The sequence below is a fragment of the Parabacteroides sp. FAFU027 genome (assembly GCF_022808675.1).
Taxonomy (GTDB): Bacteria; Bacteroidota; Bacteroidia; order Bacteroidales; family UBA7332; genus CAXXIC01.
Map to the genome: position 1 here is coordinate 448566 of NZ_JAKZKV010000003.1, position 24758 is coordinate 473323.

Annotated in this window: 16 protein-coding genes; all 16 read right to left on the reverse strand. The window is 43.0% G+C overall.

What is annotated here, in order from left to right; all coding sequences use genetic code 11:
* Nucleotides 1–9: 9 nt before the first annotated feature.
* Nucleotides 10–834: a 50S ribosomal protein L2 gene (rplB, locus tag MLE17_RS07245; RefSeq protein ID WP_243348089.1), complete on the reverse strand. Its 825-nt coding sequence runs from the start codon at nucleotides 832–834 to the stop codon at nucleotides 10–12.
* A gap of 7 nt (nucleotides 835–841) precedes the next feature.
* A complete protein-coding gene (gene rplW, locus MLE17_RS07250) occupies nucleotides 842–1132 on the reverse strand; it encodes a 50S ribosomal protein L23 (protein ID WP_243348090.1) in 291 nt (96 codons plus the stop codon).
* Between the two features lie 20 nt (nucleotides 1133–1152).
* Nucleotides 1153–1773: a 50S ribosomal protein L4 gene (gene rplD / locus MLE17_RS07255; RefSeq protein WP_243348091.1), complete on the reverse strand. Its 621-nt coding sequence runs from the start codon at nucleotides 1771–1773 to the stop codon at nucleotides 1153–1155.
* On the reverse strand, nucleotides 1773–2390 hold the full coding sequence (rplC, locus tag MLE17_RS07260) for a 50S ribosomal protein L3 (RefSeq protein WP_243348092.1): 618 nt from the start codon (nucleotides 2388–2390) through the stop codon (nucleotides 1773–1775). Before rplC ends, rplD begins: the two co-directional genes overlap by 1 nt.
* Before the next feature lie 21 nt (nucleotides 2391–2411).
* Nucleotides 2412–2717, reverse strand: coding sequence for a 30S ribosomal protein S10 (rpsJ, locus tag MLE17_RS07265; protein ID WP_243348093.1), 306 nt, complete (start codon nucleotides 2715–2717; stop codon nucleotides 2412–2414).
* A 31-nt stretch (nucleotides 2718–2748) separates the two neighbouring features.
* Nucleotides 2749–4872: an elongation factor G gene (gene fusA / locus MLE17_RS07270; protein WP_243348094.1), complete on the reverse strand. Its 2124-nt coding sequence runs from the start codon at nucleotides 4870–4872 to the stop codon at nucleotides 2749–2751.
* Between the two features lie 24 nt (nucleotides 4873–4896).
* Complete coding sequence (rpsG, locus tag MLE17_RS07275; protein WP_243348095.1) at nucleotides 4897–5373, reverse strand: 30S ribosomal protein S7; 477 nt, start codon at nucleotides 5371–5373, stop codon at nucleotides 4897–4899.
* Nucleotides 5374–5522: 149 nt separating this feature from the next.
* Nucleotides 5523–5939: a 30S ribosomal protein S12 gene (rpsL, locus tag MLE17_RS07280; protein ID WP_243348096.1), complete on the reverse strand. Its 417-nt coding sequence runs from the start codon at nucleotides 5937–5939 to the stop codon at nucleotides 5523–5525.
* Between the two features lie 458 nt (nucleotides 5940–6397).
* Entirely contained in the window at nucleotides 6398–7600 is a 1203-nt protein-coding gene (locus MLE17_RS07285) for a glycoside hydrolase family 88 protein (RefSeq protein WP_410795603.1), read from the reverse strand.
* Between the two features lie 42 nt (nucleotides 7601–7642).
* Nucleotides 7643–8803 (reverse strand): MFS transporter, encoded by a 1161-nt coding sequence (locus tag MLE17_RS07290; protein WP_243348097.1) that lies wholly within the window; start codon nucleotides 8801–8803, stop codon nucleotides 7643–7645.
* A 32-nt stretch (nucleotides 8804–8835) separates the two neighbouring features.
* On the reverse strand, nucleotides 8836–10479 hold the full coding sequence (locus tag MLE17_RS07295; protein ID WP_410795604.1) for a glycoside hydrolase 43 family protein: 1644 nt from the start codon (nucleotides 10477–10479) through the stop codon (nucleotides 8836–8838).
* An 83-nt stretch (nucleotides 10480–10562) separates the two neighbouring features.
* Nucleotides 10563–13361, reverse strand: a complete 2799-nt coding sequence (locus MLE17_RS07300) for a heparinase II/III family protein (RefSeq protein WP_243348098.1) — start codon at nucleotides 13359–13361, stop codon at nucleotides 10563–10565.
* A gap of 406 nt (nucleotides 13362–13767) precedes the next feature.
* A complete protein-coding gene (locus MLE17_RS07305; protein WP_243348099.1) occupies nucleotides 13768–15552 on the reverse strand; it encodes a RagB/SusD family nutrient uptake outer membrane protein in 1785 nt (594 codons plus the stop codon).
* Between the two features lie 23 nt (nucleotides 15553–15575).
* Nucleotides 15576–18917, reverse strand: coding sequence for a SusC/RagA family TonB-linked outer membrane protein (locus MLE17_RS07310; RefSeq protein WP_243348100.1), 3342 nt, complete (start codon nucleotides 18915–18917; stop codon nucleotides 15576–15578).
* Between the two features lie 607 nt (nucleotides 18918–19524).
* A complete protein-coding gene (locus MLE17_RS07315) occupies nucleotides 19525–21300 on the reverse strand; it encodes a RagB/SusD family nutrient uptake outer membrane protein (protein ID WP_243348101.1) in 1776 nt (591 codons plus the stop codon).
* Nucleotides 21301–21303: 3 nt separating this feature from the next.
* Complete coding sequence (locus MLE17_RS07320) at nucleotides 21304–24738, reverse strand: SusC/RagA family TonB-linked outer membrane protein (RefSeq protein ID WP_243348102.1); 3435 nt, start codon at nucleotides 24736–24738, stop codon at nucleotides 21304–21306.
* Nucleotides 24739–24758 lie beyond the last annotated feature (20 nt).

The window sequence follows — 24758 nt, forward strand, 5'->3', positions numbered from 1 at the left end:
TTAATCAGATTACTTTTTTCTTCTTTCAATGATGTACTTAGTAGATTGCTTCTTAGGCGCTCTTGTCTTAAGACCTTTAGAGTACAATCCTTTGCGTGATCTTGGGTGACCACCTGATGAACGTCCTTCACCACCACCCATTGGGTGATCCACAGGGTTCATTGCCACACCGCGGTTACGAGGACGACGGCCTAACCATCTTGAGCGACCTGCTTTACCTGATCTTTCGAGTCCGTGGTCAGAGTTACCTACACCACCGATCGTTGCTTTACAAGTTGCAAGAATTTTACGGGTTTCACCTGAAGGCAATTTGATAATTGCATAGATTCCTTCTCTCGAAGTCAACTGTGCAAATACTCCCGCTGAACGTACCATTGCAGCACCTTGTCCTGGACGGAGTTCGATGTTGTGGATAATAGTACCGATAGGGATGTTTTTCAGGGGAAGTGCGTTACCAATCTCTGGTGCAGCTTCAGCTCCTGACATAATTTGCTGTCCAACTTCCAGGCCGTTTGGAGCGATGATATATCTCTTCTCTCCATCAGCATAGTACAACAATGCGATACGAGCCGAACGATTTGGATCGTATTCGATTGTTTTCACTGTAGCTGGAACACCGTCTTTTTCTCTCTTGAAGTCAATAAGACGAACCTTTTGTTTGTGACCACCACCGATGTAGCGCATGGTCATTTTACCGTTGTTATTACGGCCACCTGTTCCTCTTTTTCCTACAACAAGAGACTTCTCCGGTGCGCTTGCAGTAATCTCATCGAAAGCACCGATAATTTTGTGTCTCTGCCCCGGTGTTACGGGCTTAAATTTACGTACTGCCATTTTCTAATTAAATATTGCTGTAAAAATCAATTACTTCACCATCAGCCAAAGTTACCAGCGCTTTTTTGTAAGAAGCGGTTTTACCGGCGATGATACCGGTTTTAGTGTAACGGCTTTTTCTTTTACCTGAGTAGTTGATGGTGTTTACATCTAATACAGTTACACTGTAAAGATCTTCAACTGCTTTTTTAATCTGAATTTTGTTAGCATCAGGAGAAACGCGAAAACCGTAAACATTACGTTTTTCGGTCAGAACAGTCATTTTTTCTGTAACGATTGGTTTAATAATGATACCCATATTGCTCAGTCTCCTTTACTTTAAAAATTATTGATTACAGCCAGTGAAGCTTCAGTAAGAACTAAACACTTAGCATCCAGCACTTTAAATGTGTTCAATTCAGGCACTGTAACTACAGATGCTTTCTCCAAATTTCGAGCCGACAAATATACGTTTTTATTTTGGTCTGCTAAAACCAAAACTAACTTTTTATCAGCCACTTGCAGGCCTTTAGTCAGAGCTACGAACTCTTTAGTTTTAGGTGCTTCGAAAGCGAAATCTTCTACTACGATGATTGCATTTTCTTGTGCTTTGTAAGCCAATGCTGATTTACGAGCCAAAGATTTAACTTTTTTGTTCAGCTTGAAGTGATAGTCGCGTGGTTTAGGGCCAAATACACGGGCACCACCTACCATAACCGGTGAGTTGATATCCCCGGAACGAGCTCCACCGGTACCTTTTTGTCTTTTCAACTTGCGGGTTGAACCAGACAATTCGCTTCTTTCTTTAGATTTGTGAGTTCCCTGACGGCCATTAGCCAGAAACTGTTTTACGTCAAGATAGATAGCGTGGTCGTTAGGCTCAATACCAAATACTGAGTCATTGAGTACAACAGTTTTCCCTGTAGCTTCTCCTTTGATGTTATATACACTAAGTTCCATTACTTCTCAATTAAAACGATTGAACCTTTACATCCTGGTACAGAACCTTTCACAAGAAGAAGGTTGTGTTCAGCGATCACTTTTAACACTTGAAGGTTTTGTACAGTTACGCGAGCGTTACCTGTCTGACCAGCCATTCTCATACCTTTGAATACACGAGAAGGGAATGAGCTGGCACCCACAGAACCGGGAGCTCTCAAACGGTTGTGCTGACCGTGGGTAGACTGACCTACACCACCGAATCCGTGACGTTTCACAACACCCTGGAAACCTTTACCTTTTGATGTACCTACCACGTCAACGAAACCGTTCTCTTCGAACAAGTCAACTGTCAATACATCACCTGCTTTGTACGCGCTTTCAAATTCTTTGAACTCGGCCAAGTGTCTTTGTGGAGCTACTCCAGCTTTTTCGAAGTGTCCTTTTTCAGGTTTGTTGGTGTGTTTCTCTTTTTTCTCGATGAAACCCAACTGTACAGCTTCGTAACCGTCTGTTTCAACGGTTTTCACTTGAGTTACCACACAAGGACCTACTTCGATAACAGTGCATGGTACATTTTTACCATCGGCACTGAAAACGGATGTCATTCCGATTTTTTTTCCTAATAATCCTGGCATTTCACTTTTAATTTAAATATATCAAACTTTGATTTCTACTTCTACACCACTTGGCAATTCAAGTTTCATCAATGCATCAACTGTTTTTGCAGTTGAGCTGTAGATGTCGATCAGTCTTTTGAATGAAGACAATTCGAATTGCTCTCTTGACTTTTTATTAACGAAAGTCGAACGGTTTACAGTGAAGATTCTTTTGTGAGTAGGAAGTGGAATTGGACCGCTTACTACAGCACCTGTTGCCTTCACAGTCTTAACGATTTTCTCAGCTGATTTGTCAACCAAAGTGTGATCGAAAGACTTCAATTTGATTCTAATTTTTTGGCTCATTTTTTATTATAGCTATTTTCAGATTTTACTCTTATAAAAGTTCTGCTTTACCTCCTACTTCAGCAAGTACAGCTTTCGCGATTGAAGCCGATACTTCTTCGTAGTGAGAGAAAGTCATTGCAGATGTCGCACGACCAGAAGAGATTGTACGCAATGAAGTAACATAACCGAACATTTCTGCCAGCGGAGTTTTAGCCTTCACGATACGAGCGCCTGAACGGCTGGTTTCCATTCCTTCAACCTGGCCACGACGTTTGTTCAAGTCAGAGATGATATCACCCATGTTTTCTTCAGGAGTTACCACTTCTACTTTCATCATAGGTTCAAGAAGAACAGGACCCGCCTTTTTACAAGCTTCTTTGAATGCTAAGTTTGCACAGATTTCAAATGACAACTGATCCGAGTCAACCGGGTGGAAAGAACCATCCACAAGAACCACTTTCAATGTATCAACTACATAACCTGCCAAAACTCCATTTTTCATTGCGTTCTGGAATCCTTTTTGGACTGAAGGGATAAATTCTTTTGGAATACGTCCTCCTTTTACTTCATCCACAAATTGCAAAGAACCTTCGAAGCCTGCATCTACAGGACCTACTTTCACAATGATATCGGCAAATTTACCGCGACCACCCGATTGTTTCTTGTAAACCTCACGAAGCTCTACGGTTTGTGTAATCGCCTCTTTGTAAGACACCTGAGGACGACCCTGGTTACATTCTACCTTGAACTCACGTTTCAGACGGTCGATGATAATCTCAAGGTGAAGCTCACCCATACCTTCGATAATAGTCTGACCTGTATCCTGGTTGGAAGTTACACGGAAGGTTGGATCCTCTTCAGCCAATTTAGCCAGGCCGGTACCCAATTTATCCATATCTTTCTGAGTTTTAGGCTCAACAGAGATACCGATTACAGGCTCAGGGAATGACATTGACTCAAGAACAATCGGATTTGCTTCGTCACACAAAGTATCACCGGTACGGATATCTTTGAAACCTACACCGGCACCGATATCACCACAACCAATAAAATCTTTAGGATTTTGTTTGTTTGAGTGCATCTGGAACAAACGGGAGATACGTTCTTTTTTGCCTGAACGAGGGTTGTACACGTACGAACCTGCATCGATCTGACCAGAGTAAACTCTAAAGAAGCAAAGACGTCCTACGAATGGGTCAGTTGCGATTTTGAATGCCAATGCTGACATAGGCTCATCTGTAGAAGGTTTTCTTGACAGAACTTTCTCTTCATCACGAGGATCGTGACCTTCGATAGCCGGAGTATCCAGCGGGCTTGCCAGGTACAAACATACTGCATCAAGCAGAGTCTGAACACCTTTGTTTTTGAATGAAGAACCACACATCATTGGATTGATAGCCATAGAAAGAGTACCTTTACGCAATGCGTTGTAGATCTCCTCTTCAGTGATGGTCGATGGATCTTCAAAGAATTTCTCCATCAAAGTCTCATCAAATTCAGCAACAGTTTCGAGCATTTTATCTCTCCACTCTTGTGCTTCAGCCAATTCAGCAGCAGGGATCTCTTCTACAGAGTAGTCAGCTCCCATTGTCTCATCATTCCAGATGATTGCTTTCATTTTGATCAGGTCAACTACTCCTTTGAATGTCTCTTCTACTCCGATTGGAATTTGAATAGGACAAGGATTAGCGCCCAACATATCTTTCAGCTGACGAACAACTTCGAAGAAGTTCGCACCTGAACGGTCCATTTTGTTTACGTAACCAATACGTGGTACGTTGTATTTGTCAGCCTGACGCCATACAGTTTCTGACTGTGGCTCAACACCACCTACCGCACAGAAAGTTGCAACAGCACCATCCAACACACGCAATGAACGCTCTACCTCTACGGTAAAGTCAACGTGCCCCGGAGTGTCAATCAGGTTGATTTTATATTTTTCACCACCGTAATTCCAGGTAGTGGTAGTAGCTGCAGAAGTAATGGTAATACCACGCTCTTTCTCCTGCTCCATCCAGTCCATTGTAGCACCACCATCGTGTACCTCACCGATTTTGTGAGACAGACCGGTGTAGAACAAGATACGCTCAGACGTAGTTGTTTTACCGGCGTCGATGTGAGCCATGATACCAATATTTCTGGTATATTTTAGATTTTGATCAGCTGCTGCCATCTTATTTTTACCTTAATTATTTGATTAGAAACGGAAGTGAGCAAATGCACGGTTAGCTTCAGCCATCCTGTGCATATCTTCTTTACGTTTGTATGCACCACCCTGACTGTTGAATGCGTCAACAATTTCAGCAGCCAACTTATCAGCCATAGTCTTACCACCACGCTTACGAGCATAGAGGATAAGATTTTTCATACAAATTGATTCTTTGCGATCCGGACGGATTTCAGTAGGAACCTGGAATGTAGAACCACCCACACGACGAGATTTAACTTCCACTTGCGGAGTTACATTCTCTAGGGCTTTTTTCCAGATTTCGAGAGAAGACAGAGTTTCGTTAGACAATTTAGCCTTAACGGTTTCGAGAGCAGTGTAGAAAATAGTATATGAGGTAGATTTTTTACCATCATACATCAGGTGGTTAACAAACTTGGTAACCTTTACATCATTAAAGACAGAATCTGGCAATACCAGTCTCTTCTTTGGTTTTGACTTTCTCATTTTTCAAAAAATTGTGTTCTTGTTTTTGGTTGCTTTGTATAAATCTTCAAATCCCCCCGCCGGGTTCATTTACTCAACCTAGATGAGCCTTACAAAAACTCAAACCAGCTTTAATACTAATTAATTTAATCTCGAGCCTGGGCGTTTAATTACTTTTTCTTTCCGCCTTTAGCTGCAGCTGCTGGAGCCTGACCTGGTTTAGGACGTTTTGCGCCGTATTTAGAACGTCTTTGAGTACGTTTTACTACACCTGCTGTATCCAATGTACCGCGAACGATGTGGTAACGTACACCCGGAAGGTCTTTTACACGACCACCGCGTACCAATACGATTGAGTGTTCTTGCAGGTTGTGGCCTTCTCCCGGAATGTAAGAGTTCACCTCTTTACCGTTAGTCAAACGCACACGAGCAACTTTACGCATTGCAGAGTTTGGTTTTTTAGGAGTAGTAGTATATACTCTCACGCAAACACCACGTCTTTGAGGACATGAGTCCAACGCAGGAGACTTACTCTTATCGACCAAGTCCGCTCTTCCTTTTCTAACTAATTGCTGAATTGTAGGCATTTCTTTAGAACTTTAAAATACTTAGTTTATTTATACTTGTTGTGATTATGCAAAATGGAGCGCAAAAATAGGCATTATTTTCGAGTAATCAAGCGATTACCTCGAAAAACTGCTATTTCGCGACCAAAAAGTGGTGCAAAGATAGTGATTTTCAACCGAACAGGCAAGTTTTTTCAAAATATAACATTTTGAGGCGATTAGCTGGAGCAAATGAGCCGAAATGAAATTCATCCTTCAGGGTTAAAACGAAAACAATCATTGGTGCTTCAATATTACAGTCCCTACTTTTTCATCATTTTTTCGACCATTGACAATCATACCCCTAACATGACTTAGAGTCTGTTGAATTTTATCCAACGTGATTTTAATGTAACCATCAGGCTAAAATGCGCCTAAAAAATGAAGGCCGAATTTGCTTAAATGAGCAAATCCGGCCTTTTTATGATTCGAGCAAGAAATTATTCCAGAATATTCCTTCCTTCTTCCAGTTTTTTCAAACGGGTAAGCGCCTCAATATAGTAGTAATCGGCATAATTGATGGAATAATCTATCTCAGATTTATTCGGCCAATGACCGGTTGAATGAAGCAGGAATGAAGGTTTTAAGTTCCCGCTCAGATATTTATCAGAGCTCAATGAAACGATCATTTTCATAGCAAAATATTTATACCGTTTAGCCTGTTGCTGCTCCTTTACATAACCTGAAAGCTCAAGCAAAGCTGACGCTACAACCGCAGCAGCCGACGCATCTTTTGCAGCTTTAGGAATATCCGGGGCATTGAAATCCCAATATGGAATATAATCATTAGGTAAACGGGAGATATATGGCTCCGTTACCTTTTGAGCAAAATCAAGAAACTCCTGTTTTTTAGTTTCACGATAACACATCGTAAATCCATAAATAGCCCAGGCTTGTCCTCTCGCCCACATAGAACTATCAGAATAGCCCTGGTGAGTCATCCCTTTTATCTTCTTCCCGGTTATAGTGTCATAAAGGACAACATGATATGAAGTGTAATCCGGACGGAAATGGTTCTTCATGGTCGTTTCGGCATGTTTTACCGCAATATCATAAAGATTCTGACCACCACCGTGCTTTGAGGCCCAGAAAAGCAGTTCCAGATTAATCATATTATCCATGATAGTATTGTGAGGCCAACCTTTATCTTTAATCATGCGGGGCCATGAAAGAATTGTCCCGACCCGAGGATTGAAAAGTGTTGCCAATGTATCAGCTGTGCGAACAATCAGTTTACGGTAATCTTCATTTTTTGTCAGGCGATATGCATTTCCATAACTGCAAAACACTTGAAAGCCCAAGTCATGGTCATAAGCCGGATTTTCAGAAAGCGGTTTCAAAAGTTCGGTATATTTGATCGCCTTCTCTTTTACCTTTTCATCTTTGGTGAATTCATAATCATACCAAAGAATACCCGGCCAGAAACCGCTGGTCCAGTCTTTATAATCTACCAGCTTCCAGTTTTTTGCGGTATCGGCAATATTACGGGGCAGCAAAGTGTCAACAGTTAATTCTTTGAGGGAACGTTCCACCTGACGATCACAATATTTCAGGCTTTCATTCACATCAAACTTCTTCGCCACACTGCAGGAGACTAACGCGACAGAGGCAATCATCACCCAAAACAGATTTCTATTCTTCATATTAGTCACTTTTTCAACAGATAGTTAGTATAATTTGCTGAATTACTCTTTGTCAGGTACAACTGAAAATGCACAAAACATCAAATAAACTGCACTTGCCAGAATAATTATGACAGCACCTGCCTGTGAACAAAACGCATCCGACATCATTCCCATCAGGAAAGGAATCACAGCTCCTCCGAATACTCCGGTAATCATTAGTCCTGAGATTTCATTGGCTTTATCCGGATGAATTTGAATTGCTTTACCGTAGATAATCGGAAACACGTTTGCCACAGTAAATCCAACTACCCCAAAAAGAGCGATAATCAGGTATTGGCTTTGTACAAAAATCAAAGCAGTCAAAGCAATAACTGCAATTACTATATTAAGTTGGTAAAATTTGGCAGGAGCGAATTTTGCTAAAAGAAATGCTCCGAAGAATGCTCCGGCTGTACGGAAAGCGAAGTAAATACTTGGACCAAACTTACCGGCTTCGATAGGATCCATTCCGCAACGCTCCATCAGGATTTTTGAAGAGGCGGTATTCAAACCAACGTCCACTCCCACTACAAACAAGATTCCGAGAAACAACAAAAAGATTGTCTTGTCATTCAACAATGCCAGTACGCTTTTAAAGCTGGTAGCTTTTCCCTCCGCCATCTCTTCATCAATAGGTGTAACCAATAACCAGAAAGTTGAGACCAAGGTAATTACAGCATAAATCGGGAAAATATATTGCCAGTTACCTAACTGAGCAGCAGCATAGGCCGCAATATAAGGACCGCAAAACGAGGAGATAGCTTTTACAAACTGTCCGGCAGTCAGGCTACTGGTAAGTTTATCCCCTTTTACAACATTAGTCAATAACGGATTCAATGAAACCTGAAGGATAGTATTGGCAATACCCAGTAAGGCAAAAGCAACCAGTGCCATCACGAAGCTATATTCAATTAGTGGAATGGACATCGCGATTACGGTAATAACGTTACTAAGTAATACGGTTTTCTTACGTCCCAGTTTATTCATCAGAATACCTGTCGGTACTGAAAAAATCAGGAACATAGAGAAGAGTGCCACCGGAATCATATTCGACAGTGTATCACTCAAGCCAAAGTCGGCTTTTACGTGCGTAGAGGTAATTCCAACTACATCACAGAATCCCATAATAAAGAACCCGAAGAGAACCGGTAGGATTTTTGAAATTGAATTTTCGTTTTTCATATAGTTATTATTCAGCAAATTGATATTTAACATTAGAATTTTTCAACGTGAAACCAGTCTAAATCAGCATATCCACGTGGTCCGCTCTTCAACGGGCTCAGGCAGTACATACCCACTTTAGCTCCAATCCATTTACCCTGACGGGCTTTAAAGGGTTCGCAAACCGGAATGAAGGTTTTACCATCAATGCTGTAGAAGAAACTACACATCGCTCCGGATTTGACCTGAACACGAAGATAGACTTTCGATACACTGATCCCCTTAGAAGTGATAATTTTCTCAGGATTTCCTTTTTCAGCATCTATGCAAACTGCTTGCTCAATAGCATAGCCTTTTTCCTTTTTCACTAATGACAAATGTGAGTAATTCCATCCCATCACGATAAGACCGGTCTTCTCTCCCTGAGTCTGTGAATAGAAATCGACTTTGACAGTTGCTGTAAACTCATCAGCCGGAGTTTTCTGCAACAAAAGGTTAGGCACCTGCCAAAAATTTATGTAATCCTCCGGTGTATATTCGGCATAAAGCCGATAATAACCATTGCGTGAAGGCATTCCGGTCGATTGTTTCGGATTGGCGTGCCATTGCCATTGCAAGCCCAGCTTTTCGGTGTTAAACTCATCACTTTCGGCTGGGGTCTCTATCGGCCAGCTTTTGCCAACATTCGGTTTTTTCCAGGTCAAAACAGGTTCACCACATCCGTCACAATCTTTATCGTCACCAATCACCGGCCAGTCTTTGATCCACTTCATGGGTTGCAGGTGAATGACACGACCATAAGCCGCTTTGTCCTGGAAATTGATGAACCAGGATTCACCGGTTTGTGTTTCCACCCAACCGCCCTGATGCGGTCCGTTGATGTTGGTTTTACCCTGAGCCATTACAGTCCGGCATTCATAGGGACCATACACATTTTTGGAACGCATCACGATCTGCCAGCCCTGCTCAACGCCACCTGCCGGAGCCATGATGTAGTAAAAGCCATTGCGTTTATAGAATTTCGGGCCTTCGGTCGTACTATTGCCCTGAGGCAATCCATCATAAACCAGAGCTGTTTCTCCAATCACCTTCGAACCGTCTGCGCTCAACTCATTCACCGTTAATATGCTGTTTAGTCCGGCACGACTAGCCGCCCATCCATGTACCAGATAGACACGTCCGTCATCATCCCACAATGGAGAGGAATCAATCAAACCTTTTCCGGCCATCACCAGCACAGGTTCACTCCATTCACCGAACGGATCTTTGGTCTTAATCATGTAAATGCCATAATCAGGATCTCCCCAATAGATGTAAAACTCTCCTTTGTGATAGCTGATGCACGGTGCCCAAACACCCTTTCCATGCATGGGTTTACTGAAAACTTCATCAGGTACGACCCGTTTCATCGCATAGTTGACCAGTTTCCAGTTTACCAAATCTTTAGAGTGTAAAATGGGAATTGCCGGAGCACAACCAAAACTCGATGCCGTCATGTAGTAGTCATCGCCTACCCGACAAACATCAGGATCGGAATAGTCGGCATTGATGATCGGATTCTTATAAGTCCCGTTCGCCTGATCTGCCACCCAAACTTTTGACACATACGGTGTGCCACTTTGGCTTTGTGCAGACACGATCCCGGCAGTTGTCATTAAGAGAAAAGCAGGCAGTATGAGACATGTGTTTTTCTTCATATATCGATATTTCGTATTTAGTTGTTCTTTTACCAGATTGTAAGACGGTCACCCTGTATATTTCACCTATCTTTTTTATTCGTTTATCTCAGAATAATTGTGCCAAAACTTAATGCCGGCAGTTCGAACAACGATTTACCGTCAATCGCTTTTCCTTTATATACTGTCTCTTTGCCATTCTGAGAACCAATCATCTCCGTGTAAGACATCGGGGTGCTCAGAGTGATTGCGGCATCAGCAGTCAAAGCATACACTCCGTTTTTAAATTCCAGTGTTGCTGTGGCGGGCACAAGCGCACTGATCTGAAAATCTCCTTTCGAAGCCAGTATCCCATTTCCCATAAAAAGGGTAAAACCGTTGCCTTCGGTTGAAATCACCGAATAGGTAGCACTCACCTTCATATCGTTGTAAATAGCTGTCTTAGCCAAATCATCCGAAGAGAAGATATAGTCGGTACGCCCTGATTTACTTTCCACTTTCAAACCAACAAATCCGGCTGAAACTCCGGTGGCATCGAATGATGAAATCTGACGAACGGATGCCGGCGCTGAAGATGACGAAGGTTCGAATACCGCCGCAAAGGGTTTTGTCCATGCCTCTCCATCCTGACGGACAACCAGCGTCTGTAGCGGAGATTTGTTTACATCATAAGGCAGACCTCCCGATGCGCCCTTAAACGATTTGGTAGCAGGTGATTTTACATTGAAGATTTCTCGTCCCTCCTGCCCTTTCATCCAGACATTCATAAAGACATCATTCCCCTTGTTGCGAATCGCAAACTGAGCTCTGAAATCCTGTGCGCTGCGAACCGATTTTTTATCCCACAAATAATCATAGGCCATCAGGTCACCTTCTGCAAAACAAAGTTTTTCTGTAGAATTTAATTCCAAAGCTTTTCCCTGATTATCCATCAATGTAAGGTCTTGGCCCAGATTGTGATAGAAATAATCATGATAACGATCTCCGCCCCGTTGCTTACGGGAACGAAAAATATCCACATAGTAACCGCTTGTTTCTCCGGTGCGGACAATGCTCAACATACGGTTTTGATCGGCCTGGGTTTCCGGTTCTACAAACATCACGTTAGAAAAAGAAATATTGGGATAAAAACCACTCTTACGTTCCGAAGCGGGATATGCACTCAGCAAATCAAATGCATGATTGCTTTTCATCACCGGATAGGAAGAGATCCCATCTACCACGACTGTATTGTGGGCCGGAAATTGCGAATAGTATTCAGCATAATCTCGCTGGAAATAGCTGGTACCAATACCGGATTCTACCCCCTGGACAAACCCTTTTCCGTAAAGCTCCATCGCCACACCGTTAGCATGAGCATGATTGCCTTTGGAGCCGTATTCCGAAATCATCAGACCGTTTTGTTTGTCCATGCCATTGCGTTGTACAAACCAGCTTACATTCGGTGCATAAAAGGTATTTGTAATAAAATCCTCAACCTTAGCCGCGGAAATATTCTCTTTAATCTTTACATCTTTATCTGTGAAGAAAGATTCCACACTGTTTTTCGGTGCGGCTTTCTCCTCTCCCGTATTAGCCAGCAATAACTTATAAAGTCCGGTGAAGAGTTTTTCCCACTCCGGTTTATTGTTTTTTTGAGCATTGGCAATCATTTTTTTCACCGGCTCTGGCGAAAGTGGATGATAACCGGTATCTCCAAAACCTGACATATCGCGGTTCGGGAAAATATACTGCATGGGAGCGGTCACCGCTTTATACAATACAGGCAAATAGGTCGGTAAGTCAATATTCAGCGAACGGTCAAGCAAGGAGGTAAAATCGACGAAATCACTCATCACCACATTGGTGGAATAGCCCGGACATTCTGCCCAGATACCGGTCTTCATATCATATCCGTATGCTGCAAGTTTTGGCAATGCCCATTGACGGGTTCCGCTTTGGTTCAGCACATAGTCGAGATAATATTCACGGCCTTTACCATCTGGATAGGCTTTGTTATTATTCAATACCATACCCAGGTCAAAGATAAAACGGGCCTGCATCAGGTTCCAGTTATTGAAAGGGACTCCGTGGGCAATCTGCACATCAGCCCATTTTTTCAGTGCCGACTCGTAAATCTCGATTTTGTTACTTTTTTTCGCTTTCAGGTAATCGTGCAGGAAATCGTAGGTAGCGGCAACATCGGCAATCAGTTTTTCCTGAATGGTCTCAAATGACGAAAGGCCGAGCAAGGTCTGTTGATGACCATGATTGAGGTCAATCATCTCTTTGCGGTAATAAATACCGGTCATGTAGGTATCAAATATATCGGCGGCAAACTTTGCATAACGTTCATCACCTGTGTACCAATAAAAAAACGCAGCCTTTCCGGCCATGCCCATAATCTCGGTGTTGATTGCCTCAACGGTTTTACCGGCTTGTGCAGGATCAGCCCATTCAAATGTCTCGCCAGGTTTTGAGCCGTTAATCAACCACAAACCACGCTCATCATCCATATAAGGTTTGATGTCTTCCAGCTTTGGTTTTTTGTAAATAGTTACGTGATCTCGCGCCCCTGAATAACGTACGGTTGGAACCGGTGCATGCCCCTTTGCATAGGCATAAACCCGGTCATTTATAAAAATGGTATCGTAATGATTCTTCCAGTACATTTGAAGACGGGAAACAATCCAGGTCGGATCGGACTGATGACGTTCCACATAGGGCTCAATGCCTTTTTGAAGCTTTGAATAAAGATCTTTTGCCCATTGCTCCTTACTGATTAAATTTTTCAGCTCTCCTTTTCCTTTTGCATCGGTCATCATTCTCGGATAGCTATCCTGGAGTTTTGGCAATGGGATTTGCTGCGCAGAGGTGGCAATAATGGAAGTAAAAAGAGCGAATGAGATAAGTGCTTTTTTCATGTTTGATTATATCTTCTTCAATGACCTGACAAGGGTATATGTCAGGCATATTATTCGTTATTTATATTTTCGATGAATCTGAATTGACATTACCAGTCCATTTTGGATAAAGCAAAGGTACAATCTGACTGTTTCAACAGAGAATAGTTTCAGGCCAAATGAGTATCAATTTATAAAGTGAGACTACTTCCCCAGACATAAAACTAAATATCAACACATTACAGACACCAGTAATCACAAATACATTAAGCCATGAATCTCTTTTTTTCAGCCATAAAAAGTGACTTTACTGATATTTTCTTGTCAATAAAATAAGCAAAAAGCCTCCCTGCTAATGCAAGGAGGCCTCCTTCACAACCTAATTTGCTTATTTACCTCTAATAATCTAATTCTATTGATTTATAAATTACCATTCCGGATTTTGCTCCAGATTCGGATTTAATTCAATTTGTTTAGTCGGCAACGGACGCAGGTAATGTTTCTGTTGAAATGCCCTTGCCGAGGCTGCCTCACGAATTGTGTATCCCTCTGTACTCACAGTAAATTTATTTGCTTCAACCGGAGTATAGGAATATGATTTACTAAGTGACGGATAGCTGAGCGTCCAGCTTTTTGCAAACGCAGAGCCTGTACCCATCCAGATACCTTCCAACGCTTTGCTCATTTCTACTTCAGCAGTTTTCCAACGGCGCAGGTCATCATAGCGGAAACCTTCGAGGAAAAGTTCAACATTTCGTTCCCGGCGAATTTCATTCAACAGAGTAGAGCCTGTTGGAATTACCGCATTTGTCAAATTCGGCATGCTGACCCGGGTGCGAAGTTTGTTAATAGATTTATTCAGATCATCATCAGACAGTGTTCCATCCTGGTATTCGCATTTTGCTTCAGCGTAAATGAGATAGACTTCAGCTAAACGAATAATGGGCACATCAAAACCATCTGCTGTATTAGTCGCGGAACGTTCGCCGCCGAATTTACTACACAAGAATCCATTGCCGCCCCAGGCCCGATAGGTCATTTTCAGGCTATCGGCTTTATCCCGGTTAAATGTACTTCCCGCTTCGTAGTTCCAATACAGTTCACCGACTCCACCACATGTGGTGGAAATACGTGGATCACGATTCTTGAAACAACTGTTGAGTGCTGTTGTATAATCGGGTGTAGTTGCATTTCCATTCTTATCCAATGCCATCTCCAGCATTTTCCGGGAAATCATCATGCCTCTCCCCCGGTGTGTATTGTTTTGTCCGGATTGACGAATGGTTTCATCGAAACGGTTACGGAAAATATATTCCTTATTCGCATCTTTCAGAACTCCGGCAGGATTACATTTTGTCGTGCTCTCCAGAATAAACATATAACGATAGCTTTTTACGCCTAACGAAGAGTTATAGAATAGAGCATAAGAGTTATCACTCATCACCAGGGTTGCATTTTCATAAGCTTTTTTCAATAGCTCTTTCGAACGGGTGGTGTTATTAAAGTGATATTTCTGCCAGGTACCTTCAAACAGACACACACGCGCCAGTAAGGCCTGGGCTGCCCCCAGAGTGATACGTCCGTTATTCGCTGTTGATTGAATGGCCGACTGCAATGGCAGCGCACCACTACCAATAGAAGCCTCCAGATCGCTGATAATAAAATCGGCAAATTCATCCCGGGTAGCTCTTGCGCCATATAATTCTTCCGAATTGACCTCTAACGGATCCTTAATGATCTGAAGGGGACCATAATCTACAAAAACCAGATAGGAATAATAGGCTCTGAAGAACTGAGCTTCAGCTACATATTTCTTTATTTCATCCGGTTTAGCATAAGAAGCTGCATTTTTCAGGAATAAGTTTACTGCACGTAATTGTTTAAAATACTCCTGATAAACGGCATCAACATCGACTTTTGTATAGGTTGAATTGGATGTGGTATTCGCGGCTGTAGAAGGATCGGATATGCGCATATCCCCCATTTCTTCTCTATCCATCAATCCGTAACTGTAAACCCCATTCGATCCGGAGCGATTTTGCATATACGGAAGCCAGGTATAAAAGTTATTGGCCGCTTTCTCAAATGCGTTGGCATTAGACCACATCGAAGCGTCCGACGGATCGGTTTCAGGTTTCAGGTCAAGCATGCTGTTACATGAAGCCATCACTAAGGCAATGCACAGTAATGTGATATATCTATATTTTTTCATCGTATTTTTCCTTTCGTTAATTATTAAAACGTCAAATCAAGTCCAAACGAGTAGGTGCGCATGAATGGATATGCGTTTGAACCGTTTGTTCCACCGAATGGATCTTCTGCGGTTGCTTCAGGATCCCAGCCATCTTTTGTTTTTGTAATCTCAAACAGGTCGTTTCCTGAAAAATAAACCCTTAGTTTTTCTACACTCATCTTTTTCACAAATGTTTTGGGCAAAGTATATCCGAAGGTGATATTTTTCATACGGGCATAGGCTCCGTTTTGCTTTCTGAACCAGGCATCGGAATACAAATAGTTGTAAGTACGAATGGTTCCGTTATTTGTCGTTTTAGGTACAGCATTCGGATCCTTATTTACTGAAGCCAGTAATAAATTTGTGGTCGTAGTGGAACCATCATTTTCAATATAGGTAACCTGCTGATTCGGATATTTCTCTGCAATATCGCTCCAGTTTTTACCATACCATACTGTCCCCTGGTTTTGATAAGTATTAGCAACCAACATGGTAGCAGCAGAAGCGTTACGAATAATCGTTTGCTTGCCTACGCCCTGAATAATCATAGACAAATCGAAGCCTTTGTAGTCTGCGCCCAGGTTTACACCAAAGCTATAGTGAGGAGTATTGTCGCCAAGGTTTTTCACATCACTTTTGGTTACTTTTCCATCACCATCCAGGTCCTTGTATTTCATATCACCGATACGCAAAAGGCTTGAACTAATCACGTCAGAGCCGATAATTGCCTTATAAGCGGCTAAATCATCTGCATCTTTAATCAATCCGTCAGAAGCCATACCCCAGTAGGTATTAATCGGATAGTTTACCAGATAAGTGGTTCTTGCATTCCATGTTTTTAGGGTTGCATTCTGCATGGTGATTAATTTATTGCGACTATCGCTGATATTGGCATTGATATAATAGTTTACCTTTCCGATTCTATCGCGCCAACCTAATGAAGCTTCCCAACCATTAACCGACATGGATCCATTATTTGTCTGAGGTGCTGTTGCTCCCAGTGTTTGCGGGTAAGTTACGTTTACCAGCATTCCATCATTCCGCTTTTGGAAATAGTCAAATGAACCACTTAATCTATTTTTCAACAAGGCAAAATCAATACCGATGTTCGCTGTGGTAATAACCTCCCAGGAACGATCGGTGGAAACCATGTTCTTTTCCGTAATGGTTTGTCCCAGCGTCGGAGCCGCTACTGAACCAAACAACGGATAATTTGGCGTATTTCCGGAAGCGGTATTCATATTCAGCAAGGCAATATAATCGTACAGGTTGATTCCGGCTTGATTACCTGTAGTTCCGTAAGAGCCTCTGATTTTCAGGTTATCGAAAATATCCAGTTTCTTCAGGAATGATTCTTCCGAAAGACGCCATGCGGCTGAAAGACCATAAAACGGCGCCCATTTTTTACCGGTAATAAAACGGGATGAACCATCATAACGTCCTAAGGCTTCCAGTATGTAACGATCTTTCAACGTATAATTCACACGACCAAAATAAGAAGCCATGGCCCATGAAGTAATAGCATCTGTAGCTTTACTGTAGGTTGTTCCTGTGTTTAGGGAATGTAAATCAGGCACTAAAAGCCCCGTTTTTTCAGCTATAAAGCTGGTCGCTTTCTCTTTTTCGTACGAAGTTCCTGCCATGATATCCAACGAATGAATACCTTTTAGCTGAGTCTTATAATTGAAATAGCCCTGATATTGCTCTTTCATTACGGTTTTTGCTTCCCTGTTTACATAACTGCTATTCGGACTTAAATATGAGTAAGGTACATCATCATAATCATACCAGGTCACGATATTCTGATATCCCATATTATTGACATCCCAGGGATTAAAGAATACATTTCCCAATAAATCCAGTCCCTTCAAAAGATGGAATTTAGGTGCAATATTTACTTTGAAGCTATTGACATTGGTAGTTTGCTGACCTCCGAATTTTGCAGCAACAACAGGAGTCATGTTTGATGCCCAACCAAATGGATTACCGCCTTTGGTCAACAAGGGAGAACCGGGAGGGTTACCGGCAATAGCACTGGGTCTTTGCATCGGATACACATTACTTCTCCGGTCAAAAGAAAGATCGGTACCCAGATCAAACCATTTAGCGATTCTTATATCATTGTTGGCCCGGATATTATATCGCTTCGATTGATCATCGCCCCACTTTTCCCGCAAAGGAGATTTATCATCCATCAAACCAACGGAAATATTATACTGGTTCTTTTCCGTACCTCCGGCCACGCTTACACTATGAGAGTTAGACAAAGCATTTCCCCAGGTTTCTTTATTCATATCGATATCCAGAAAACCGATATTGTGTATACTTCCGGCATTCGGTCCCACCAAATAGTTCTGGACAGTTCCCATATAACGGGGATCGTTTGATTTCATCGCCTGAATCGCCCAATAAGGAAATGCACCAATACTTGAGCCGGGAGCGGTTCCATCATTCAGAACTGCCTCTTCGATAGAAGAAGCCCACTGCTGCATATTCATAAATGATTGTTGCATGCTCGGGGTCTTCAGGGCAACATTTCCCTTATAACTGACTGTTGTCTTTTGATTCTTACCTCGTTTGGTCGTTACCAAAACCACACCACCGGCAGAACGGGATCCATAAATAGCTGCGGCTGCATCTTTCAGGATTGAAATATTGTCAATATCGTCAGGATTGACATCGGCAATACTACCCGGGATTCCATCAATCAATACCAATGTTCCGGGATCATTTACCGAAGCCTGACCACGGATCTTAAAGCTCCAGTCCTCACGTCCGGGAGCTGAACTTTGACGGGTAACCACCATTCCCGGCACTTGCCCCTGAATAGCTGCTACCGGATTCGATATAACCCCGCGATCGCTGAAAGTCTTCTCTCCTAAAGTAGAAACGGCACCGGCCAGAGTTACCTTCTTCTGCGTACCGTAACCTACGACCACCACCTCATCCATCACTTTGGTATCTTCGGCCAATTTTACACTCAATGTACGGGCATTGCCGACTGCCTGTGTTTTTGGGAGATACCCAATATACGAAAAGACCAATGTAGCATTCGGAACCGGTACCTGAAGACTATATTTACCATTGATGTCGGTAATCGTTCCCTTGGTCGTTCCTTTAACAGACACATTTACACCTACCAGCGGTTCGCCTTTGGCATCGGTAACAGTACCGGTTACAATTTGTCCTTGTTGCTGGGTCACCTGCTGATTGGCAACTCCACTTTCTCCGGCATACATTGTCTGTACCGAAGAGAACAACATCAAACAAAGTAAACCGGACGTAGCCGCTTTACCCACATACCGTCTGAAATGCAACGGTTGATTAAAAGATTTACTTTTCATGCAGTAAAAATTTAATAGTTAACAAAAAACACATTTAGATAAACCTGAATCATTCTTTCCTGCCTTTCAATTCTTTGATTTTCCATAAGAAGAGAATTATAAATTGAGTGAAACATGGTATTTACTTCAATTATAGTTCGGATGAGGTAGCGTTTTTACCCAAAGCAAAATACATGTTCTAGAGCAGAAGAAGGCTATAAATTCGTATATGGGAAATGCGTTGTATCGCATTTTAACTAAGAAGGCCGGTAGTCGATTTACAGAGCAATGGAGAATTTTAGGGAGAAATCTCTGAAAAATGCGAGGACGGCACGCAGAAATGTTATAGAAGCACGCCGAAACGCGAGAGAAGCATGCAGAAATGCGAGAGCGGCGTGCGGAAATGCGAGAGCGGCATGCAGAAATGCGAGGGAGGCATGCAGAAATACGAGAGCGGCATGCAGAAATGCGAGAGCGGCAGGCAGAAATGCGAGGGAGGCACACAGAAATGCGAGGGAGGCAGGCAGAAATGCGAGAGTGGCATGCAGAAATGCAAGAGAGGCAGGCAGAAATGCGAGAGCGGCAGGCAGAAATGCGAGGGAGGCACACAGAAATGCGAGAGAGGCAACTACTCCCAACCCGGATTTTGTTTGAGTCGCGTAATGCGTACTTCGACAGAAGGAATAGGTCGTAAATAATGCTTTGGGAGAAATGTCCGGTTTTCGGCTGGTTCCACGATATAATAACCATCGGCATTCAACTTACCGGATGTCACGGGGGGAATGTACATGCTTTTGTCGGGAAAAGTGTCGGTTTGGGCAAATGGTGTTCCCGTAATCCGGGCACCCAGTATCGCCTGGGACATTTCGGTTTCAGCAGTTTTCCATCTGCGCAGGTCATCGTAACGGAAACCTTCACAATAAAGCTCAACGGTACGCTCCCGGCGAATCTCTTCGCGCATATCCAGATGATGGTCATTTACCAGCGAATTAGTCAGATGCGCCATCCCTACCCTGTCCCGCAATAAGTTGATGGAGGCATTCAAATTCTCATCAGAAATGTTGCCATTCAATTCATACTGAGCCTCAGCATAGTTCAGCAAAACTTCCGCATACCGGATAATGGAGCAATCCTGAGATTCGTAATAGAGAGCCACATTTCTTTCGGTTATAAATTTCAACGAGCTGAAACCCGTCATGGTAACTTGCCCGATACTGGGATTGGTAATCAACGCTGTACTCAAGTCAAGAGAGTCTCCTGTCCAGTTGACTCTCCCCTGAACACCATATTTCCAGTATTTTACTCCCGGAACTTTTAGGGACTGAATCATCCTTGGATCACGGTTTGCAAATTGTGAACACCAGGAGGAATCCCCCTGAAAAAAAGGGGATATCGAAACCGGAAGTCCATCACGGCATAAATAAAGATTCAACAACTTCTGGTCAGGCGAAAATGCGCTAGTAACCAAAGCATGGCTTAAGTTATAATTCATAATCCGCAATTTATCATCATACCGGTTCGCCAGGACATACTCTTTATTGGCGCTTTTAGTGATACCAACCGGATTGGATTGGGGATTCTCCAGAATAAAAAGATAGCGATAACTGGTATTTATCGTCTCCCCAGTAATTCGTGAATCTGACAAACGCTCATCATAGAAAAGCTGGTATTCCTTGCTCTCCATCACCTGTCTGGCATAATCAACGGCAATGGTGAGCATCTCCTGAGCCCTCTGTGGGTTTCCTCTAAACTTTTGCCAGGTACCTTCAAACAGGGCAATCCGGGCTAATAAGGATTGTGCCGCCCCTTTTGAAATACGACCTTTATCGGTTTGGGCTATCTGCGATTCAAGCGGCAAGCGATCAACTGCCTTTTTCAAATCGTCAATCATAAAATCGACATATCTTGTCCATGGCGCTTGCGTGGCATACAGCAATGTATCATTCAATCCGACTACCCGATCCACAATCGGCATCGCGCCATAATTCTGAAACAATAACCAATTGATATAGGCTCTGAAAAAGAAGGCCTCACCCTCCAACGATTTAATCTCACCGGGATATGGATAAGCTTGTGCCTTTTGCAGAAACACATTGATCGCACGGATACGGGTCCATTGAGTATCCCAGTTTGCAGCATCCGACTGAGGAATGGTATAGGTTGAATTACTGATATTATTGGTTGACCCCGTTAATAAATCGGCACACAAATCTCTGTTTATGATCTGTTCAAAAGTATTCAGATATGGATAAAATGCATTAGCTGCCAGCTTGAAATCAGAAGCAGATCCCCAGAACTCATTATCGGTTATGGTATCCTCCACTTCCAAATCCAATGCTCTATTGCAACCAGCCAAAATGATCAGGAACACCAGTAATAAAATATGATTCAGCTTTCTTTCCATTGTTCAGAATTTAAATTCCAACCCACAGGTGACAGTCCGGCAAAACGGATAACGACTTTTACCGGATGGATTACGTACGCTCTCGGGATCATAACCATCCTTGATGGATTGAATCTCAAAAATATCCCCTCCGCAAATATAAAACCTCAGAAAACTAATTGTCAGTTTCTTCAATACTGATGGTGAAAAGGAATATCCGACTACGATACTTTTCACCCGTAAATAGGCTGCATTCTCCATTTTCCAGTCAGCGCAGGCGTAATTGTATTCAGCCAAACTGTTATCGGCAGTCAATCGCGGCATCAAATCAGAACCCAACCGGTTATAAATTGTACTGTATGTTTTTCCATAGTAGCTATCCAGTTGCCCCAGCCACCAACGATACATTGCGCCACGCTGGCTTGTCTCCCGGTAAATCGTACGTTTTCCGACGCCTTGCAGATAAAGTTGAAAATCAAACGAATTCCAGTTTAATGTTGTCGTAATGGAAAAAGGAAAGCGAACAGCATCCGTTCCGAGAAAAGTAGCATCGTATGTATCTATTTTACCATCAGGTTTACCTTCTGCTCCACTGATATCTTTAAACATAATATCTCCGATGCGAATATTTGACGGTATAATGCCTCCTTTTAACGCCATTGCCTTGTAAGATTTCAATTGCTCTTCCGTCTCGATAAGCCCTGCTCTCTGATAACCAAAATAGGAATTTAACGGATATCCTTCGCGAGCAGCATTCAGGCCAATCGTATATGTATCCGCTCCCCCGAGATTTAGCAACTTATTCTGATTATCACTGATAGCTAAGTTTATGGTATATTGCAGGGATTGTACCTTATCGCGCCAGTTCAGGCTTGCCTCCCAGCCACGAGTCCTAAGTTGGCCATTGTTTGTCTTGGGAGGTATTGCTCCCAACATTTTGGGATAGACTACATCAATCAACATATTCCGGTTATACTTCTGAAAGAGGTCAAAGTAGACCGAAAAGCGCTGTCTGAAAGCAGTAATATCAAGTCCTACATTACTATGTTCCACTACTTCCCAGGTTCGGTTAGGACTTACCATCCGGGATTGGAAAGCCGTTTGAGCCAACGTGGCATCGGAACCAAAAACAGGATTGCCGCTGTTTACCACTCCACTTGGCGTAACAATGGTGATTAATTGCGCATAATCATAGAGATTAATCCCACTCTGATTCCCCATCGTCCCCCACGAAGCCCTTAACTTAAGATCGTCCAGCCATTCCCGGTTTTTCAAAAATGACTCCTGTGAAATACGCCATCCCCCGGATACGCTGCCAAATGATTTCCATCGGGAACTGGTGATAAAACGGGACGAACCATCGTAACGGCCATTCAGTTCAAGCATATACTTATTGAAAAGGCTGTAATTCAGACGGGCAAAACCGGAAGAAAGCCCCCAGGCCGTTTTACCTTCATCGTTTGCAATACCGGTTGTCCCCAGATTAAGCGTATAGGCATTCTCCGAAAGCAATGATTGCCGCGATGCTGAAAACCAGTTATCTGAACTTTGCTCGGCTGAACCGCCGAACATGGCAGTTAATGTCTGATCACCGGGAAGTGTAGGAGAATAATCAAAATAACCACTGAAATTATAATAAAAATTCGTAGCGTAATATCTACTAATACTATTCTGAGATGGATCCGTCCGGCGATAATTCCCCACATAATCATACCATTTGATGGAATTGCGGGTTTCCCTCCGGTCGGTTACTCCGTAATTGGCCGCTGCCATACCTGTAAAAGAGAGGTTCTTTATGATATTCCAGATTGTTTTTATCCGCGAATTAAAGCGATTATTCAAATCGTTCCGCACCCCTCCGAGTTCGGCTATCCAGTTCGGTGTTTCCTGCCCCCCCCAGGCATAAGGCTTTCCGGTCAAAGTCGATGTAGGGAAACCCGGTTGCGCCATATCGATATTAAAGTTGAGCGATGGGTGCTTGGTGTATTGTCCGTCAAACGCCAACAACGGCTCGATGGTCAACCGGTCATTCACAATGAAGGTACTTTTCATCCGTATATTTACCCGGTCATTTCCATCTGCCCCCCACTGAAGCGGACTCCCGTCACTCAAAAAACCCACATCCAACAAATATTTCACCCTGGAAGAACGACCTGACACACCCAGATTATGAGAAGTTGAGAAAGCATTTCCATACAGCACTTTTCGCCAATCCTGATCGGTGAAAACATAATCGACATAATCCGCTCCCGATATAGCCGGAACCCACCCTGCTGAAGGCCTCAATGCCGGATCTTTAAACATGGCTATGACAGCCGGCGTATATAACGGCACTGTTTTCCCATCATTTAAATAGGCCTCTTCAAAAGTTTCCATATATCGCTGCATATTCATCAGCTTAGGCATCAGTCCGGGAATTTTTAACTGGGCATTCCCTTTGTATTTGAAAACAGGACGTGAAGACTCTCCGGTTCTGGTTGTTACAAGAATTACCCCTCCTGCGGCACGCGCTCCGTAAACGGATGCCGATGCATCCTTCAGGACGGAGATAGTCAGAATGTCATCCGGATTCACTGAAGACAAATCCCCCGGGACATCATCTATAATCACCAGTGGCGTCGTACCATTTATCGATGTCGCTCCGCGAATCTCCATCTGCCAATCCTCTCCGCCGGGTTGACCGGAAGTGCGTGTAACGGTTAATCCGGGAACAGCGCCCTGCAGCGCTTGTAAAGGCTCTGTCACCAATCCTTTTTGGGAAAAGAAATCAGGAGTCGTTGAAGCTACAGCACCGGTCATATTGACTCTTCTTTTCGCCCCATACCCCACAACGACCAATTCATTCATCTGTTGTGACGACAGAGTCATCGTTACCCGCATCGGTTCACGTTCTCCAATGGGTAACTCTTTCTTTTCATAACCGATATAAGAAAAGCTCAAAGAATTCACCGCTGCCGGGACATCAATCTTAAACTCCCCTCGCACATTGGTAGTAGTACCGTTGGGGCTTCCCCGGGGAATTACTATGACCGAGGGCATGGGCGCACCTTTTTCATCCACTACTACACCCGCTACAGTTCTTATATCATAAGCCCCCCCGTACGACTTATCAAGATTGAGGACTATGACATTATCAATTCTTTTATACCGGATAGGCGTCTTATCCAGTACAATATCCAGAGCCTGTTCTATCCGGCTGTATCGAAACGGAGCGATTGTTCTTTTACCATAAATAAGCTCCAGCGATTTGTTGTAGATAAAATTGAAGCCCTCTTTTTTATGAAAAATGCGGGTTACTTCCTTTAAGGATGCATTGCGGAATGATAATGAGTCGGCGCTGTTTTGCGAAGCTAAAGGGAAAGAAACGAACAAAAAAAAGAGAAGTGGTATAATCCTACGGTTTATACCACAACGATTGTATGCTATGAAAGATGTACCAGTCATCCGACTGTATAACATGTTATTAGTTCTATTTAACA

Coding starts and splice junctions, on each gene's coding strand:
- MLE17_RS07300 (WP_243348098.1), bottom strand. CDS start 13,361: ATGAAAAAAGCACTTATCTCATTCGCTCTTTTTACTTCCATTATTGCC.
- MLE17_RS07285 (WP_410795603.1), bottom strand. CDS start 7,600: ATGAAGAATAGAAATCTGTTTTGGGTGATGATTGCCTCTGTCGCGTTA.
- rplD (WP_243348091.1), bottom strand. CDS start 1,773: ATGGAACTTAGTGTATATAACATCAAAGGAGAAGCTACAGGGAAAACT.
- MLE17_RS07310 (WP_243348100.1), bottom strand. CDS start 18,917: ATGAAAAGTAAATCTTTTAATCAACCGTTGCATTTCAGACGGTATGTG.
- fusA (WP_243348094.1), bottom strand. CDS start 4,872: ATGGCAGCAGCTGATCAAAATCTAAAATATACCAGAAATATTGGTATC.
- rplB (WP_243348089.1), bottom strand. CDS start 834: ATGGCAGTACGTAAATTTAAGCCCGTAACACCGGGGCAGAGACACAAA.
- MLE17_RS07295 (WP_410795604.1), bottom strand. CDS start 10,479: ATGAAGAAAAACACATGTCTCATACTGCCTGCTTTTCTCTTAATGACA.
- rpsJ (WP_243348093.1), bottom strand. CDS start 2,717: ATGAGCCAAAAAATTAGAATCAAATTGAAGTCTTTCGATCACACTTTG.
- MLE17_RS07315 (WP_243348101.1), bottom strand. CDS start 21,300: ATGGAAAGAAAGCTGAATCATATTTTATTACTGGTGTTCCTGATCATT.
- MLE17_RS07305 (WP_243348099.1), bottom strand. CDS start 15,552: ATGAAAAAATATAGATATATCACATTACTGTGCATTGCCTTAGTGATG.
- rplW (WP_243348090.1), bottom strand. CDS start 1,132: ATGGGTATCATTATTAAACCAATCGTTACAGAAAAAATGACTGTTCTG.
- rpsL (WP_243348096.1), bottom strand. CDS start 5,939: ATGCCTACAATTCAGCAATTAGTTAGAAAAGGAAGAGCGGACTTGGTC.
- rplC (WP_243348092.1), bottom strand. CDS start 2,390: ATGCCAGGATTATTAGGAAAAAAAATCGGAATGACATCCGTTTTCAGT.
- MLE17_RS07290 (WP_243348097.1), bottom strand. CDS start 8,803: ATGAAAAACGAAAATTCAATTTCAAAAATCCTACCGGTTCTCTTCGGG.
- rpsG (WP_243348095.1), bottom strand. CDS start 5,373: ATGAGAAAGTCAAAACCAAAGAAGAGACTGGTATTGCCAGATTCTGTC.
- MLE17_RS07320 (WP_243348102.1), bottom strand. CDS start 24,738: ATGTTATACAGTCGGATGACTGGTACATCTTTCATAGCATACAATCGT.